This window comes from Corynebacterium axilliensis, assembly GCF_046097495.1.
In the GTDB taxonomy this organism is placed as follows: domain Bacteria; phylum Actinomycetota; class Actinomycetes; order Mycobacteriales; family Mycobacteriaceae; genus Corynebacterium.
This window is the reverse complement of record NZ_CP175768.1, coordinates 1118193-1134042: the sequence shown is the minus strand read 5'-3', so window position 1 is coordinate 1134042 and position 15850 is coordinate 1118193. Positions and strand designations below refer to the sequence as shown.

Below are 15850 nucleotides of genomic sequence, written 5' to 3'. Positions count from 1 at the left end.
ACCGACCACGTCATTGCTTACACAGCCGAGAACTGGTTTGAATTTCTATTCACGTAGTAAGGGCAGTTTATGGAGAATTCTCTTCATCGTCACTGTTGGTTATACTCGGCTGATTGATTCCTAATACAACACGGCCCATGAAATACTGGGAATGAGACTTTTTTCGAGGACTCCAGGGAGGGTGCTGAGATGTGGGCAACCTCAACGTCAAGATCGTCGATCGCTGCTTCGCGGCGGAGGCGTTCCTCAAATGCTTGAGTCGAATCTGAGAATATTTTGATGAAAGACTCGCCTGAGCGACGGTTGTAAGTGATTACAAATTTAGCCACTGCGCTGCTCTGATTCATCTGGCTGTCCAACAAGGATCTCAGTTGCTCACAGCCTCTAATCTATTAGGAATCGGTCATGGATAGGGTAGCTCTAGCATCCGATGCGAGTGAATCCCTGCTTGGCGATGGTCGAGCTTCTCTTTCTGAAGGCTGCGGCGAGGGCAGGGACGTTGGAATCGACAAAGTCGTGCACAGTGGCAGAGATGCTCTCTTTGTCATCGGTATCGCGAGTGACTCGGCCAACCTGCTGAATGACAACGCCGCGGAAGCTTACTGGTGCTGCGAGCACAAGGGTATCCAGCGCGGGAAGATCAATGCCTTCGCCAGCCACCTGGGACATGGCTAAAAGGACGAAATGCGGTGTTGCGGCAAGCTGCTCACGGACGGCTTGCCTCTCGCTTGCCTTTTGACCACCGTGTAGTTGCAGGACGGGGAAGGGAGCGTCGGCAAGCAGGGCGTTGAGGGCCGCGAGGTGTTCGCGACGTTTCACTAGGACGAGGACCGTGTGCTTATCCTGAGCTGCTTGAGTGATGACATCGGCGATGAGGCAGTTGCGGTCCTCATCGGCAGCCAGATCGGTGTCGAGGTCGGGCCAGAACAGGTAAGGGGAGTCGTAAGTGAACTCGGTGTTGTGGACTACGTAGTCGCGGCGTCCGGGGCGTTTGAGCTCGACGGTATGGCGGACAGGGCCGCAGATCAGGGGAAGCAGCTTATCGAGGCCGTCGGATCGGTACGGTGTCGCGGTCATACCGAGCATAAAACGAACGTTGAGGTGAGCTAGAACGTTGGTTAATCCGGCGGCACCGACTCGGTGGCATTCATCAACGATGATGTGGCCGTAGCTGGAGAGAAAGTCAGTCTTGGAATCGCTACGGCTGATGGACTGAGCTGTAACAATGTCTACGACTCCGCTGAGCTTCTTTTTGGAACCTGAGTATTGCCCAACCTGAACTTCCGGGAGGAACTGCTTGAGGGCTTGGCGCCATTGGGTAGCTAGCTCTCTCGATGGAACTATCACTGCGGTGGGGACCGAACGCTGGGCGATGATTGCACACGCCATGACGGTCTTTCCGGTGCCGGGAGGAGCAATGAGCATTCCGGACTTGTGCTTGAGCATCTGTTTGACGGCGGAATGCTGGTAGGGGCGTAGTTCGCCGGCGAATGATGCATCGATGCGTTGAGGTTTGGGCGTACGCCCGTGGCGGGTGACGGCATATCCGGCAGTCTTCAAGATGTCGAGGACGTCATCGAGCGTGCCGCGGTCGAGCGTGAGGACTTGGTCCTTCTCATCAAAACGTACGATGATCCGTGGAGTGCCGAAAGTGGAGAAACGCTGGGCCTGTTTTATATAAAACTGTGGGTTGGCAATAGCACCTAGGTGCCGCAGGGCTGTACGAGTGGTGGCGTCGACGCCTGATAAATCGACGTGGACGTGTGAATCGTGCGTGACGTGGACTTTTCCCGAGGCTTTGAGCTTCTTTAGTTCTGCGCGAGTGGGTGCCTGAGGAAGGGAGGTCTCGGGATCGGGCTGAAGCGCAGCGTAGATTCTCTTGAGCTCGGAAAGCGTTGACTTCTTCGTACTTGCCAAAGCCTCGAATTGGTCTGGCAATGGATGAAAATCATTGTCGACGAAGACTGTTGTGCCTTCGGATCGATGGTGGCCCGCTAATGGGAGGGCAATCAGGTTGCCGAAGCCACGGCTTTTCGCCGGCAGTGTGTCTTGGGATGGAAAGAATCGGTCGAAACTGGAGAAGTAGGAATCCGGGCTGGCCTTGGCAAGAAGCCCGATGCCTACAGAACGAGCGAGGCTGGCGGGAATGGGCTCTTCGAAGAAGAGCCAGACGTGCGCACCGTTCCCAGAACGTGATACTTCTAGGAGCGCATCGAGGCCGTGGTTCTTGCATTCTTCGGCGTAGGAACGAGCGGCTTGTTTGAAGTCGTCATCATCAAAATCGCAGACCAAAAGCCGGCAACTATCATCTGTACACAATGGATAAAGCCCGACGTGGAAGTGGTTATCTCGGCGCAAATGTCCTTCGATCACCTTCGGCGTCAATGGCTTCAGGTCAGGGTTTCTTCGGTCATAGTAGCCGTTGCTGGCCGGGTACCAGGCCTTCTTCTCCGCAGTATTTTTGGCCACTGCGTAGACGTCTTTCCTCCCCGAGAAGTAATCCATGAAGAGCGCAATCTTCTGCTCCGGTGAGCGCTTTTCAGAATGAACGGTAGTCGGCGGCGGTGAGTCTGAAGGCCTCGGGTGTGAAGGAGCATGACCGAGGGCCCGCAGTAGCTGGGCTACCTGGGACTCCAATTCGCTAACGCGGGTTTCAAGCGCTTGGAGGCGTTCCTGTTCAGTCATGGTGCGTGTTCCTTGTACGTCGGAACTGGTTTATAGGACGGCATGCGGCTAAAGGTCTTGTCCGTCCAACGTTGTATTGCCTAGAATAATCGCACGATCTGGCTGCCGGAACGCCGCACGCCGTCCGTAAGACTCCTGATTGGCCATTGGACCTGATGAAAATCCAGTTCGTGTTGAGTATCTAAAGCGGCGCTGAGGCGGATCAGCGCTGAATCTCTTGACTGAATCGGGCTACATGAGGAATAGTTTGAGCTAGGAGCAGCCCTACATCACGTACAGCTGCTCGACCCTCACCGAGGCTACTGGCAGGTGAGGGTCAATTAGTTTTGCGGGTTAAGGCCCAAATGTTTGGCTGGCTCGGCGTGTCGGTGCGGTTAGAATTGGCCTTTTGGGTGCCGATTGAAGAGCCCTGGGTTTGTTCCGTTTGAGTAGATGGGAAAATCAGGGACAAATCAAAATTTGGTCCAAAGATTTGAAGTTCGGTAGCACGCTTGCAGCTCCAGGGCGCAGGTTGAAATAGTTAGGGCCGTGGGCGCAGCTTAGGCCGCGTCCACCTGGTCGCCTTGTATCTCTACGCTGCCCATGAAGTACCGTGAATGCGACTTCCTCAAGGACTCCAGGGAAGGCGCTGAGATATGGGCAATCTCAACGTTAGGATCGTCAATCGCTGCTTCGCGGCGGAGGCGTTCCTTTAAAGCTTGAGCCGAGTCCGAGAATTGCTCTATGACGGACTCGCCCGAGCTGCGTCTGTACGTGATTATGAAATCAGTCATTAATCTGCTCGCTTTCGATAGGAAGGTCAGTAAGGGAGTCCTGTAGTTTTCTCAGCGCTTTGAGGGTGCCAGTGTTGTTCTCGGCTGTGTCGGCTAATTTTAACTCATAGTTCGCCATATTCGTATAGAACTCAGCTCGGATTCTGTGCATATGCGGGTCTACGGGGATGGCTCGTGATGTCGCGACTATGGACTGCAAGCTACTCTGCACTGTTTCGTATCCGTCTTCCAGATCGGACTCGATGTTGTAGAAATTTTCAGAGATTTCGAGTAAGTTTTCCCATACAGATTGTAAGACGGTATGTGCAGGACGGTAGTCATCTTCGTATCGGATTCGTCGGCCGGTAAGATCTGCCAGTTTTTCAAATGTATTTGCCCATTCAGCTTGTAGCTGGGTGCGCAATTGGATTTCCACGCGACCGGTAGTTTTACTCGTAACCCAAACATGTACCGCGCGGTATCCCCGCTGAGGATTCGAGAGGTAATTCTTGATGGTTACCTCCGCATTGGCTTGCTTGACTAAAACTTCAATAACCTGGGCAATCTCAAGAAGTATGGAGTGAGTCGCGCCCAGATCGAATCGAACACCGGCGAAGTCTTGCATCGCCGATAACCGGGATCCTCTGTTAATTTTGTCTGCAATCGATGACCTAGTCTTGACTCGGGCAGATTGCACGACCTCGAAAGGTCCTCGTCCGTCGACCTTTATGGAGCGAACTGCAAGCGAAACCAGCTTCGACGCCGCGTCTTTTAACCATTCGTACCAGGTAATAATTTCCTCTTGGCAATCCGGCGGTGTACTGCGCTTTCCTGCATAGAACTCCCCCAACTTATCTATCTGTGAGTTTGAGAAGGGACGTTTCTCACAAAGGAAGTTGGCGTCGATACTCGTTTCGTTGCTCACTGCTAGCCTTTCCCCGAGCCGGACACAAAGATTTCAAATGTGCACAGCCTCAATTTAATAGAAGTTGGTCAAGTATGTGAAAGGTCTAGCTTTCTCTCAAGTGAATCCCTGCCTGGCGATGGTTGTGCTCTTCTTTCCGAAGTATGTGACAAGGGCAGCGATCTTTGCGCTGAGAAAGACATGCACGTTTGCGGAGATTCATTGCTTGTCAGCGGTATCGCGGGTGATTCGGTCAAACTGCTGAATGACAACGCGGCGGAAGTTTACGGCGCGGCCAGCACAAGAGTACCGAATCCAGCAAGCTGTTCACGGACCTCTTGCCATTCAGAGACTATTTACCTGCAATGGAGCTGACGGACCGGGAGAGGCGTCGGCAAGCTTAGCGGTGGCAATGGACGCGATGGTGAGCAGACTGAAAGTAAGGAAGTCTACGTGGCGTGGATGATGCGGAAGCCGGACACGCCAAGGGAAAGCAGCCTCAAGCTCGCCGGACTGCAAGGACCACAAAAGCCTGATTACATGAATGTGTCCTAGGGCCAGGTGCGTGCTTTCATCTAGATTTCGCTTTCACCTCATGCCTTACACAGCGGGCGTTGGTAGCGTCGTATTACATACCGCATCAAGCACCCGCAGGAGGCCATTCTATGGACGAGGATATTACCGGGCTGCTCGTATGTGCCGGGGCAGTGCTTGTCATGGTGCTCTACTGGACCTACTACATCCGGGACGTGCGGAGGGAGCCCAGATCGGAGTCGTGGTACGACGCTGGCGACTCTATAGGTGCGACGAGTGACGGCGTCCTCTTTATCTATCCTTACTGCTCGCTCATTATGGGCGCTGCTGGTGCCGCGGGGTTGGTCGCGAGTGCTAATCCTCCCGAGTTTGTGCACATGGTGCTGAAGGTAGTGCTCACGGCAGCTCTCGTCATCGGAGCCGTTGGATTCACAGGAGCGGTCGGAGTTCCGCTTCCGTGGCCTTTTGTTCCGCATTGGGTCGTTGACATCCGCAAGAAAAAGCGCGCTCGACGGCGCGAGCGCAGAGAAGCCAAGAGAAGGGCAAAGGATAAATAGCGCTGGCGGCTTTCTCGGGGCGGAACGAGCGCGATGCGCCCGTTACGTGAGAAAGCTTCCGCGCCCGTCCGAGCACACCGCTGCGGCAGGGACCTAGTCCTCCGCCACGGTCACGTTCACGTCAATGTTGCCGCGCGTGGCCTTGGAGTAGGGGCAGGCCTCGTGGGCGGCGTCGGCAAGCGCCTGCGCGGTTTCCTTGTTCGCGCCGGGGATGGTGACCTCAAGCTCCACGCTGATGAAGAAGCCCTCGGAGCCGTTGTTGAGGGTCACGCGCGCGCCGACGGCGGAGTCGGTGATGTCCGCGCCCTTGTCCTTGGCCACCATCTTGAGGGCGGAGTGGAAGCAGGCGGCGTAGCCGGCGGCGAAGAGCTGCTCCGGGTTGGCGCCCTCACCGCTGCCGCCCAGCTCCTTCGGGGCGGCCATGGTGAAGTCCAGGTCGGAGTCCTGGACGGCGGTGCGGCCATCGCGGCCGGCGCCGGTGGAGAGTGCTTCGGTGGTGTAGACAGCGGTCATGTTGAATCCTTTCGTGCAAGGGAATTTGCAACAATGATTGTACGCTGCAAATCCGAAATTCTCAGGTGCCGGCAGTCACGAGCGTGCGCAGGGCGTCCAACGCTGCGCGGGAGGCGGCGGTGGAGCGCTGGCTAAGAGTGCTGCGGGCGGAGGAGAAGTTGGCCAGGCGCTCGTCGGCGCCGTGGGTAAGGCGGGATTCGCCGGCGGCGGTCTTGTCCACGGACCAGAAGCCGTTGGGGCCCAGGCCCAGCTCGCTGGCGCGCTCCAGGACGCTGTAGGTGTGGGAGGTAAACACCAACTGGGCACCGTGGACGTTGATGGTGGGGTCGTTGAAGGCGTGAATCATAAAGTCCAGCAGGGCGGGGCGCAGCGTGGCGTCGAGCTCGTCGGCAACGAGGATGCCACCGCGCCTAAGGACGCTGAGCAGCACGGGCGCGGTGGCCAGCCAGTCGCGCGTGCCGCCGGACTCATCGAGGATGCCCAGGCAGTAGTGTGCGTTCTCGCCGCGGTGCTCCACCACCACGGCATACAGCAGCGAGGTGAGTTCGGCGTCGGAGTAGGCCAGGGAGGCGTCGCCAAGCGTGGCAGCGCCGTCGGTACCACTCAACGCGGCGATGACCGGGCGCAGCTGCCGGAAGGAGTGCTCCGGGATGCGCTCCTGGTCCAGACGGACGTAGTAAATATTGGGGTCGGCGGCGCGCAGCATCGGGCCGGCCTCCTCCAGGCGCAGCGTGCCCTCCCGCATGAGCTGAGTGAGCCGCTCGGCGCTGCCGCGGGAAGCGCGGGAGTGGGGGAGGTAGGCCACGCTGTCCACCAGGGCGCGCGCGAGCGGCGCGAGCACGGGGTGCTCCTCCCGCAGACCCACGGACAGGATCAGCTCGGTGTGGGCCAGGGGGCCGAGCTTGTCGACGTCTCCCCGGGACATAAACGTCCGCGTCCACTGCGTTTCCTCCCCGCGGGATCGCACGAAGCACGGCGACCACCTACTGGATGGCACTCTGCTCAGCCACTCGGCGTGGACGCCGGTAAAGCTCCATTGGAAGCCGTAGAGGTAGCGCACCCCGGCGACGTCGAACTCCAGCTCAAACGTACTGGGCAGCGCCTGCGTGCGCGGGTCCAGGCGGAAGGGGTTGTGCGGCAACTGGTTGGGTGCCGCACCTTCAAGCCACGAGGTGGCCGAGGAGGCAATGGCCCGCAGCGCGAAGTCCAGGGCGTCCAGGACGCTGCTCTTGCCGGAGGCCGTCGGACCCACCAGCACCGTTACCGGCTGGCTCACCAAATCCCAGCCGTCCTCCGGCGGAGTGGAGTGCCGCCAGTGGTGATACAGAGAAAGCGTTTGGGCGGCGCGGATGCTGCGGAAGTTCGACACACTGAAGGAGAGGAGCCTCATGCAGGCCACGCTACAAGGTCGGGCGGGTGCGTGCGGGGGTTGTTGGGGAAGCAGCGAGGGCGATGGCAAATTGCTGTTTCCTCACCCCGCCGATTAATGTTGCGGGGAGCGGATTCTCCCCCGTGGCGTGTCGTGGCTGACTGATTGCCGGTACGAGTGCTCGGATGGGGGAAACGCGGGGCTATAGCTCAGTCGGTTAGAGCTACGGACTCATAATCCGTTGGTCCCGGGTTCGAGCCCCGGTGGCCCCACCACTGCGATGCTCATTCTGGGCGGATACTATAGCCCACATGAGTGTTGAGATGGACCCGTTGATCGAGTCTCTGTATTACTGGTCCGATATCATCGGTGTCCTCCTCATGGGCATGATTGGCGGCACCATGGCCCGCCAGCGCGGCTATGACATTGTGGGCTTCTTCTTCATCGCGATGTTCTCCTCCCTGGGCGGCGGCATGATCCGTGACGTGCTTATTAATCGCGGCACGGTGGCGGCGATGAGCCAGCCGGAGTATTTGTACTTGGCGTTCGCCGGCGCCATCCTTGCGCGTTTCGTGTACTTCAAGGGCAAGACCTGGGATTATGTGCAGTCGCATGGCGATGCGATTGTCTCGGCCCTGTGGGCGTCGACAGGCGCGCTCAAGGCCATTGCGTACGGCCTGCCGTTTATTCCCTGCATCATGATGGGCGTGTTCACCGCCACGGGCGGCTCCATGATCCGTGACATTGCGATGGGGCGCGAGCCGGCCGTCTTTGGTGACAACACCCCGACGGTCATCCCGGCGGTCGCGTGCGCGCTGGTGGTGCTGGGAGCGAACTCCTCCGGGGACTTGGCCTGGGGCGTCATCCTCGGCCCGATTGTCTCCTTCGTGCTGACCCTGCTAGGTATCTGGGTGGGCTGGCGCGTACCAGCACGCCAGGAGTGGGCGCCGGTCAACGACACCGCCGCGCACGTCATGGTCATGGCGCGCAAGGCGGAGAACAAGGGGCGTGCGGTGGGCCGCCGCCTAGAGCCGACGAAGCTGCGCTCCTGGCGGCACAACCAGATGGAGAAAGCCCTGCAGCGCCGCATCGAGCGCGAGGTGCGGGCGGGCAAGCGGCGAGCGGACGCGGCTGTTGACGCGTCCGAGTTCCTCGATTCCTTCAACGAAGAAGTCGCGGAGATGGCTCAGGCACAGGCCGAATCGCAGGCGGACAACCAGTCGGACTTCGGTGTGGACTTGACCGGTGATTCCTATGACCAGCCGAACCAGGCTGGGTCCTCGTCGCGCGAGATGTTGGACCTGATTTTGTCGGATGAGAAGCTCACCGATGAATTGGTGGAGAAGCTTGTGCGAAAGTACGAAAAAAGGGATGATTAAATGCTAAAGGCAGGTGATGAAGGTGATGAAGACACGTGCGCGCGTGGTGGCGGTGCTGACGGCGGCCGCGGTGGCGTCGGCAAGCAGTGCCTGCACCACGGAGCCCGACGCGGTGGACGTGTCGGGGCTGGACCTCATCACCACGGACACCTCTGACCCGCAGACCGCGCTCATCCCGGCGGATTCCGCCGACGTGCCGGGGCAGACCGTCATCAACCTGCTCTATTCGGGGCTGATGTACCTGGACAAGGACGGCAACCCGCACAATGACATGGCGGAATCCGTCACCCAGGTCGATGACACCACCTATGACGTGGTGATTAGGGATGATGCGGTGTTCGCGGACGGCTCCGCCGTGGACGCCCAGGATTTCGTGGACACGTGGAACACCGCGGTGCGCCAGTCCCTGCTGGCCGCCCATAACTTTGAGCCCATCCAGGGCTACAACGAGGGCCAAGACACCATGCGCGGGCTGAAGGTGACGGGGGAGAAGACCTTCCGCATTAAGCTCTCCCGGCCTACCGCCGGGTTCATCGAGCGCCTGGGGTACTCGGTGTTTTTCCCCATGCGCTCCGAAGACCAGGACAAGCTCAGCGAGCGCGGGGAGGACCCGATTGGCAACGGCCCGTACCAGCTGGCCTCCTGGGAGCACGATAAATCCCTCATTGTGGTGCCCAACCCGAAGTATGACGGGCCGCGCACCCCGCGCAACGAGGGCATCGAGTTCAAGGTCTACCGCGACGTCGATAAGGCCTACCAGGACCTGCTTGATGATGACCTGGATGTGCTCACCCTCATCCCGGACGAGCGCCGTACCACCTTCCAGGATGATCTGGGGGAGCGGGCGGTGAACCAGCCCACCTCCTCGATTCTGGAAATCACCATTCCCGCCAATGACTCCAACTTCCGCGGGGAGGCCGGGCTGCTGCGCCGCCGGGCACTCTCCATGGCTATTGACCGCGAGAAGATTACGCGCGACTTGTTCCACGGCACCGCGACACCCGCCCGCGGCTTCTCGGCCCCCATTGGCAACACGGAGCCGTCGCGGCCGCAGGACACGTCCTTCTTTGAGTACCACCCGGACCGCGCGCGGGAGCTGTGGGCCGAGGCAGAAAAGCTCGATCCGTTTGAGGGCACGTTCAGCGTGGCCTACAACAACGATGGCAGCCACGGGCCGTGGGTGCGCGCGGTGACGGACCAGAATCTCTGCCACCCTGGGGATCTCCGCGGAGCCGCAGCCCTTCGACACGTTTAAGGAGCTGCGCCACGAGGTCACCGCCCGCCACATCACCGGTGCCTTCCGCACCTCCTGGCAGGCCGAGTTCCCGGATGAGATCACCTTCTTAGGCCCGCTCTTTGCCTCCCACTCCGCGGCCAACGAGTCCGGGTTCAGCAGCTCCGAGTACGACGAGCTGTTGCAAAAGGCGGGCGAGGCGCGCACGAAGGCCGAGGAGCGCGAGTACTACTCCCAGGCCCAGGACCTGCTGGTGGAGGCCATGCCGGCCATCCCGCTGTGGACGCCGAACGCGGTGGGCGGCTACGGCACGGATATTCAGCCGGCGTCCTTTAGCTGGAAGCCCATCCCAGATTATCACAACCTGCAGCGCAAGTAGTCTCCCAGTCCGTTTTCAGCGGGGGAGACTACGCTGGCGCCAATGTTGAAGTTTTACCTTTTCGCCGTGTGGCAGGCCATTGTGGACCACGCCCTGCCGCTGGCAGGGATGCTGCTCACGGCGATTCTCATTCCGCGCATTGGCCGGCTGGCCGTGCGCATCATCGAATCCCGGCTGGATGAGAACCAGGAGACCACCAAGGCCCGCCTGGCGCTGGCCGGCGCGCTGGTCTACGTGGCCCAGGCGGCGGCGTACTTCCTCTTGGTGCTCGCCGCACTGTCCAACCTGGGCGTGCCGGCACTGGGGGCGGCCATCCCGGCCACGGTGGTTTCCGCCGCCGTTGGTTTCGGCGCGCAGAAGATCATCGGTGACTTCCTGGCGGGCTTCTTCATCCTGTCGGAAAAGCAGTTCGGCGTGGGCGATTACGTCAGCTTCGACGGCGTGACCGGCGTGGAGGGCACGGTGGTATCCCTGACGCTGCGCACGACGAAGGTGCGCACGCCCACCGGTGAGGTGGTCATGGTGCCCAATGGTTCCGCGGGCGTGGTGACGAACTATTCCCAGGAGTGGTCCCGCGCCGTGGTGGACATTGCCATCCCGGTGCACGAGGGCGAGTCCCTGCCGGAGATCACCTCCCAGGTGGAGAAGATTTCCCACCGCGCCATCCGCGGCGCGGATATCCGCGAGGATGTCGCCGGCGAGCTCGACGTCCTGCCGGCCACCGGCCTGGTGGCGCCGACGGCGGCGGGCCAGCCCTGGCAGGTTAAATACCGCGTGCTGGTGCAGGTCAACCCCGCGCGCCAGTGGGCGGTGGAGCGCGCCATCCGCTCCGCGCTGCTGGCGGCGTTCTGGGACTACTACAAGCTGCCGACGGCGGACGCCGTGCTTGACGACGTCTCCCCGGCCCCCACCACCGACGATGCCCCTTCTAATTCCGTGAGTACTGCCCCGACGGAGGTGTTCGCCAGCGCTGCGGATGATGCGGCAACGGGTTCCCCGGAGCAGACCGCCGCCACCGCCACGGCCACCGAGAGCAGCGACAACGGCCCGGGCAAGCCCGCCTTTAAGGAGACGGCCGAGGACGAGGAGGAGGACGAGCCGCGCCGCGGGATTTGGCGCGCGGATACCCCGAAGTCCAAGTGGGACTACTTCTGGACCTTGGGCGGGCGCGTGCGGGCGTCCACCACCGCGCTGTTTGCCGGCGTGGCCGCGGTGGGCCTGCTGCTGTTGGCCTCCGCGAACCCGGATGGGACGAGCGCTGGCTGGCTCTCGCCGGCGCGCTGGTCTAGCGGCAACGCCCCGGAGTCCTCCGCGCCGCAGACCCCGGGCCAAGATGCCGCCACAGAGCCGGGGGCCTCTACTGCGCCGGCGGAGCCAACAGCACCGACGGAGGCGACCGATACCACCGAGGCCACCGCCCCGACGGACACGATGGCGCCCGAGCAGCCCACCGGCACCACCGCGCCGACCGAGCCGACCACGGCGACCACGGCTAACCACGACCAGGAGAACGTTACGGAGCCGGAGCGCACCACCGCGCCGGCAGCGCCTGCCGCGGACGGGACGCACACCCCGGCGCCGGGAGCTACCGCGCAGACGGCCGCCCAGTAGCCCGATCAGTAGCCCTGCGCTCGGACTTTCGCGCTAGTCCACGAAGCCAGAGCCCGGGCGGAAGGTGAGCGCCACGGCCTCTCGGACCGGGGAGCCCGGTCTGAGAATATCCTCCACCCGCAGCCAGTGCATCCGGGCCTCCTCGCGGGTGATGGTGACGTAGCTATAGCCGTGGTTATCCAGATCTACGTGGCGGCAGTGCGGGTTGCCGGCCAAGAGGATCTGCCGGGCCAGCCGGGTCACCGAGTTGCCCTGCCGAAGGTGCAGGGCCTCGTTGATGTTGGGTGCGGTGACCGACGCGCACACCAACTCCGCGCCCACGATGTCGCCACCCTTAGAAATGGTGTGCGCCCACTCGGTGTGGATATCACCGGTGAGGAAGAGGGCGTTGGCGGGGGAGGCCTGAAGGACGTCGATAAGCGCCCGGCGCTCTGCCGAATAACCGTCCCACTGATCACCGTTGACGGGGATGCCCGTGATGTTGCTGGTCAGCGCCGAGGAGACCTGCCGGGTGGTGGCATTGTCCTGGAGGGTGACCAGGTTGAGCGGGGAAAACATGACGGAATTGCCCAGCACGTTCCACGCGGCCTGGGAGGTCTCAATCTTGCTCAGCAGCCAGTCATACTGCTCCGAGCCCAGCATGGTGCGGCCCTGCGCGTTGAAGGCCACGGGGTTCCAGGACACCTGCTGGTCGCGGTAGGTGCGCAGATCCATCATGGTCAGCTCCACCAAGTCCCCGAAGGTCAGCGAGCGATATAGGTGCCCGGCCTCCGAGGGGGACGTGGCGCGCACCGGCATCCACTCGAAGTAGGCGCGCATGGCCGCAGCCTGGCGCTCGCGCCACGGGCCCTCCGTGGCTGGGTCGTGGTTTCCGGCGCCGCCGGACCAGTTGTTGTTGGCAATCTCGTGGTCATCCCACACCGCCACCCACGGCAGCGCGGCATGCGCCGCCTGCAGCTCCGGGTCGGTGCGGTAGCGGCCGTAGCGGGTGCGGTAATCCGCCAACGTCACGATCTCGTGCGCCGGGTGGTGCAGGCGCACCGGGCCGAAGCCCGCGTGGGTCTCGGCGGCGTACTCGTAGAGGTAGTCCCCGAGGAAGACCATGTAGTCCAGCTGCCCGCTGCGCCCGCGCCGGGCGATGTCACTGTAGGCGGTGAAAAAGCCCGACTCCCAGTTGGCGCACGAGGCAACGCCGAACGTGAGCGAATCCGGGGAGGCGTCCGGCGCCGGGGCGGTCTTGGTGCGTCCGACGGGGGAGACCGCGCCATCCAGGGTGAAGCGGTAGAAATACACCGTGTCCGGGCGCAAGCCGTGCGGGTCCACGTGGACGGTGTGGTCGCTTTCCGCGGAGGCCTGCACGCTGCCGCGCTGGACCACCTGCGTCATGGCCTCATCGGTGGCCACTTCCCATCCCACCGTGACCGCGGGGCCAGCCCCGGAGCCCGGGCGCGCCTCCGGGGTGGGGCTCACCCGGGTCCACAGCACCACCGAATCCGGGATCGGATCCCCCGAGGCAACGCCGTGGAGGAAGGGCGGGGTGCCCTCCGGCGGCTCCACCATTCCCAGGGCCGAGGAGGTGGATGGATCCGCGGCGTGTGCGGCGGAGCTAGCAAGAGAGGCGGCCGTGGCGGTAGCCAGGCCCGTGGCGTGGAGGAGGCGGCGGCGAGTGAAAGAGCGGCGCATAGCTCTAAAGGTTTCTCGCTTGGGGGAGGCTCGCAACTTGGGGCGGGAGAATTCTTTCGCCGGTTAAGTGAAGTTTGCTTCGATGTTACGTGCTTTACGTGGCGGCCACCCCCGGGGTACCGCGTGATTCCTTTTCGGCGCTGAGAGGTCTATAACTAAGAATTATGAAGAAGATTGCCAGCGCTCTCATTGCTGTTTCCCTGCCGCTATCCATGACCATCCCAGCCTCCGCGCAGGCTGCCGAGCCGGCCGCTGCCGTCGGCGCGGTGGCCCCGGGCGCGGAGTCGCCCTCTGACACTGATGCGGCCAATCCTGCCGATGCCGAGCAGGAGGGCTCCTCCCAGGGTGAGAAGATCGCTCTGGGTGTGGGCATTACCGCCGCGGTGCTCGCCGCCGCTGCCGGTGGTGCGTTCTGGGCTGTGCAGCAGGGGCTGATTCCGAACCCGCTGCCGGGCGTCATTCCTTCGCCGGCGGCTCCTGCCCCTGCACCCGCGCCTGCACCTGCGCCGGCCCCGGCCCCGGCTCCGGCTCCCGCACCGCGCCCGGCGGCGGCCTACAAGAATTGCACTGATGTGTGGAACGCCATCAATCGTCCGATTCGCTACGGGGAGCCGGGATTTCGGTCCAAGTTTGACCGTGATGGCGACGGCGTGGGCTGCGAGAATCGATCCGCGCTAAAGCCCGTTAAGCTAGGGCGCATGAGCGCACTTTCCTCCCTTGAGTCCTGGCCCGTCGATACCGTTGCCGGTGCCCTAGTGCACCGCGGCGAGGTAGTGGAGCAGGTGGGGGATACCTCCCGCCGCTTCCCGGTCGCCTCCGTGACCAAGCTGGTGGCCGCCTATGCGGTGATGCTGGCAGTGGAGGAAGGTGCTGTGGAGCTGGATCAGTCCGCCGGTCCAGAAGGCTCCACCCTGCGTCACCTCCTGGCGCACACCTCCGGAGTGGGCTTTGATACGCGGGAGTCGCAGAAGCCGGTGGGGCAGCGCCGCATCTATTCCTCGGCGGGCTACGAGTGGGCCGCCGAAGAAGTTGAGCGCGCCACCGAGATTGCGTTTCCGGACTACCTGGCGGAGGGTGTGTGCCAGCCGCTGGGGATGCGCGCCACCACGCTCGAGGGCTCCGCCGGACACGGGCTGGTTTCCACGGTGGAGGACCTTGCCGCATTCGCCGCGGAGGTGCAGTCCCCGCGGCTTCTGGCCGCGCAGACGGTGGCTGAAATGCGCACCGTGCAATTCCCAGGCCTGCGCGGCATCGTGCCCGGCTACGGCAGCTTCAAGGACTGCACGTGGGGACTGGGGTTTGAGATTCACGGGGATAAGGAGCAGTGGATGGGGGCGCTGCCGGCGGATGCCGTTGGCCACTTCGGCATGAGCGGCACCTACCTGTGGGTGGCCGGCGAGTGGGCCATGGTGGCCCTGGCCGATAGGGACTTCGGGGACTGGTGCAAGCCGCTGTGGGCGGAGACGAACTCGGCGGTGTGGGAGGACCTTCAGCGTCGCTAGGTGGGCTGTCCTCCCCGTCGGCTGCTAGCGGGGGTGACGGAGGAGTATAAATCCGTGCAACTGTTGGGGTAGCGGAGTACTGGTGTTGCTGATGTGAATCATGTGGCGCCGATTGGCGGAGAAAGTCTCAACGTCAGATTGAGGCAGCGGGGGCTTAAGTGCAGGTTGAGGGTTGTTGGGGTGGAAGTGGCGGGGGAAAATTGTGGGCACATTGACGCTCACTGTCACTCAATGTGGCGTGAGATGACTAAATGACAAGGCAAGTTCGTAGGGGAAGACGAAGCTCGTCTTGCGCCGGGTCCTTCCGGCGTGCCGTCATTGATGTCAAAGGAGTCAAGGAGTGAATCTTCGCGTTCACCCGCAGCCGGCGCACCCGCCGGTGCTCAGCGCTGCGGAAGAATGGCCGAACCGTGCTAGCGGTGAGGTCTGCACTGCCGTGCTGCAGATTTCGGGCATGCCCCGCACTCTGCGCCCGGCCATCGAGCGTGCGATGGCGCGCTGCATTCGCACGGAAAGTGAGTTCATCGTTCCGGGCGATGACCCGCTGACCGCGCAGTGGTGCACCCGGTGGCACCGCGATGGCGGTTGGGATCCCGTCAGCGGGCGCACCACCCCCGCGGGAATTGGTTGCCACCAGGTCATCACCGGCACGCCCAGTGAGCTGGACGCGCTCGATAGTGCGGTGGGCCTGGTGGCAGGGGAGTACGGCTTTCACGCCGCGGTCACGCGCGCCTAGAAGCAACGCGCG

General features: G+C 62.3%; 12 protein-coding genes, 1 tRNA gene and 1 pseudogene. 9 read left to right on the top strand and 5 right to left on the bottom strand.

Going from position 1 to position 15850, the window contains the following annotated elements; translation table 11 throughout:
* Window positions 1–420: 420 nt before the first annotated feature.
* Both ACKFR8_RS05550 and ACKFR8_RS05545 read right to left on the bottom strand, forming a co-directional pair.
* The gene (locus ACKFR8_RS05550) at window positions 421–2685 is read right to left on the bottom strand and encodes a TOTE conflict system archaeo-eukaryotic primase domain-containing protein (RefSeq protein ID WP_408930823.1); all 2265 of its coding nucleotides are present in this window, start codon (window positions 2683–2685) and stop codon (window positions 421–423) included.
* 765 nt (window positions 2686–3450) lie between these two features.
* A complete protein-coding gene (locus tag ACKFR8_RS05545) occupies window positions 3451–4362 on the bottom strand; it encodes a hypothetical protein (RefSeq protein WP_408930822.1) in 912 nt (303 codons plus the stop codon).
* A 644-nt stretch (window positions 4363–5006) separates the two neighbouring features.
* On the opposite strand from ACKFR8_RS05545, the gene ACKFR8_RS05540 reads away from it, so the two are divergent.
* Window positions 5007–5432 carry a hypothetical protein gene (locus ACKFR8_RS05540; RefSeq protein ID WP_296133055.1) on the top strand — a complete coding sequence of 142 codons (426 nt, stop codon included), beginning with the start codon at window positions 5007–5009 and terminating at the stop codon, window positions 5430–5432.
* 93 nt (window positions 5433–5525) lie between these two features.
* On the opposite strand, the gene ACKFR8_RS05535 is transcribed toward ACKFR8_RS05540, so the two are convergent.
* The gene (locus ACKFR8_RS05535) at window positions 5526–5945 is read right to left on the bottom strand and encodes an organic hydroperoxide resistance protein (RefSeq protein WP_296133054.1); all 420 of its coding nucleotides are present in this window, start codon (window positions 5943–5945) and stop codon (window positions 5526–5528) included.
* Window positions 5946–6006: 61 nt separating this feature from the next.
* Window positions 6007–7335 (bottom strand): AAA family ATPase, encoded by a 1329-nt coding sequence (locus ACKFR8_RS05530; protein WP_408930821.1) that lies wholly within the window; start codon window positions 7333–7335, stop codon window positions 6007–6009.
* Window positions 7336–7512: 177 nt separating this feature from the next.
* On the opposite strand from ACKFR8_RS05530, the gene ACKFR8_RS05525 reads away from it, so the two are divergent.
* The 5 genes from ACKFR8_RS05525 to ACKFR8_RS05505 all read left to right on the top strand — a co-directional run bounded on the left by ACKFR8_RS05525 (window position 7513) and on the right by ACKFR8_RS05505 (window position 11917).
* Window positions 7513–7589, top strand: a tRNA-Ile gene (locus tag ACKFR8_RS05525).
* Window positions 7590–7625: 36 nt separating this feature from the next.
* Complete coding sequence (locus ACKFR8_RS05520) at window positions 7626–8693, top strand: trimeric intracellular cation channel family protein (protein ID WP_306507980.1); 1068 nt, start codon at window positions 7626–7628, stop codon at window positions 8691–8693.
* A gap of 25 nt (window positions 8694–8718) precedes the next feature.
* Window positions 8719–9948 carry a peptide ABC transporter substrate-binding protein gene (locus tag ACKFR8_RS05515; protein ID WP_408930994.1) on the top strand — a complete coding sequence of 410 codons (1230 nt, stop codon included), beginning with the start codon at window positions 8719–8721 and terminating at the stop codon, window positions 9946–9948.
* 160 nt (window positions 9949–10108) lie between these two features.
* A complete protein-coding gene (locus ACKFR8_RS05510) occupies window positions 10109–10306 on the top strand; it encodes a hypothetical protein (RefSeq protein ID WP_408930820.1) in 198 nt (65 codons plus the stop codon).
* A gap of 42 nt (window positions 10307–10348) precedes the next feature.
* On the top strand, window positions 10349–11917 hold the full coding sequence (locus ACKFR8_RS05505) for a mechanosensitive ion channel family protein (RefSeq protein ID WP_296133051.1): 1569 nt from the start codon (window positions 10349–10351) through the stop codon (window positions 11915–11917).
* Window positions 11918–11950: 33 nt separating this feature from the next.
* Here the strand turns inward: ACKFR8_RS05505 and ACKFR8_RS05500 are convergent, their stop codons facing one another.
* Complete coding sequence (locus ACKFR8_RS05500) at window positions 11951–13600, bottom strand: alkaline phosphatase D family protein (RefSeq protein ID WP_296133050.1); 1650 nt, start codon at window positions 13598–13600, stop codon at window positions 11951–11953.
* A 164-nt stretch (window positions 13601–13764) separates the two neighbouring features.
* On the opposite strand from ACKFR8_RS05500, the pseudogene ACKFR8_RS05495 reads away from it, so the two are divergent.
* The 3 genes and pseudogenes from ACKFR8_RS05495 to ACKFR8_RS05485 form a co-directional block, all read left to right on the top strand.
* A pseudogene (locus ACKFR8_RS05495) lies at window positions 13765–14250 on the top strand (excalibur calcium-binding domain-containing protein); the annotation flags it as partial.
* A 48-nt stretch (window positions 14251–14298) separates the two neighbouring features.
* On the top strand, window positions 14299–15102 hold the full coding sequence (locus ACKFR8_RS05490; protein WP_296133048.1) for a serine hydrolase domain-containing protein: 804 nt from the start codon (window positions 14299–14301) through the stop codon (window positions 15100–15102).
* Window positions 15103–15442: 340 nt separating this feature from the next.
* On the top strand, window positions 15443–15838 hold the full coding sequence (locus ACKFR8_RS05485; protein WP_296133047.1) for a hypothetical protein: 396 nt from the start codon (window positions 15443–15445) through the stop codon (window positions 15836–15838).
* Window positions 15839–15850 lie beyond the last annotated feature (12 nt).

Bases quoted from the DNA above. Each gene is read 5' to 3' on its own strand.
- ACKFR8_RS05550 (WP_408930823.1), bottom strand. From the start codon at position 2,685: ATGACTGAACAGGAACGCCTCCAAGCGCTTGAAACCCGCGTTAGCGAA.
- ACKFR8_RS05540 (WP_296133055.1), top strand. From the start codon at position 5,007: ATGGACGAGGATATTACCGGGCTGCTCGTATGTGCCGGGGCAGTGCTT.
- ACKFR8_RS05535 (WP_296133054.1), bottom strand. From the start codon at position 5,945: ATGACCGCTGTCTACACCACCGAAGCACTCTCCACCGGCGCCGGCCGC.
- ACKFR8_RS05530 (WP_408930821.1), bottom strand. From the start codon at position 7,335: ATGAGGCTCCTCTCCTTCAGTGTGTCGAACTTCCGCAGCATCCGCGCC.
- ACKFR8_RS05520 (WP_306507980.1), top strand. From the start codon at position 7,626: ATGAGTGTTGAGATGGACCCGTTGATCGAGTCTCTGTATTACTGGTCC.
- ACKFR8_RS05515 (WP_408930994.1), top strand. From the start codon at position 8,719: ATGAAGACACGTGCGCGCGTGGTGGCGGTGCTGACGGCGGCCGCGGTG.
- ACKFR8_RS05505 (WP_296133051.1), top strand. From the start codon at position 10,349: ATGTTGAAGTTTTACCTTTTCGCCGTGTGGCAGGCCATTGTGGACCAC.
- ACKFR8_RS05500 (WP_296133050.1), bottom strand. From the start codon at position 13,600: ATGCGCCGCTCTTTCACTCGCCGCCGCCTCCTCCACGCCACGGGCCTG.
- ACKFR8_RS05490 (WP_296133048.1), top strand. From the start codon at position 14,299: ATGAGCGCACTTTCCTCCCTTGAGTCCTGGCCCGTCGATACCGTTGCC.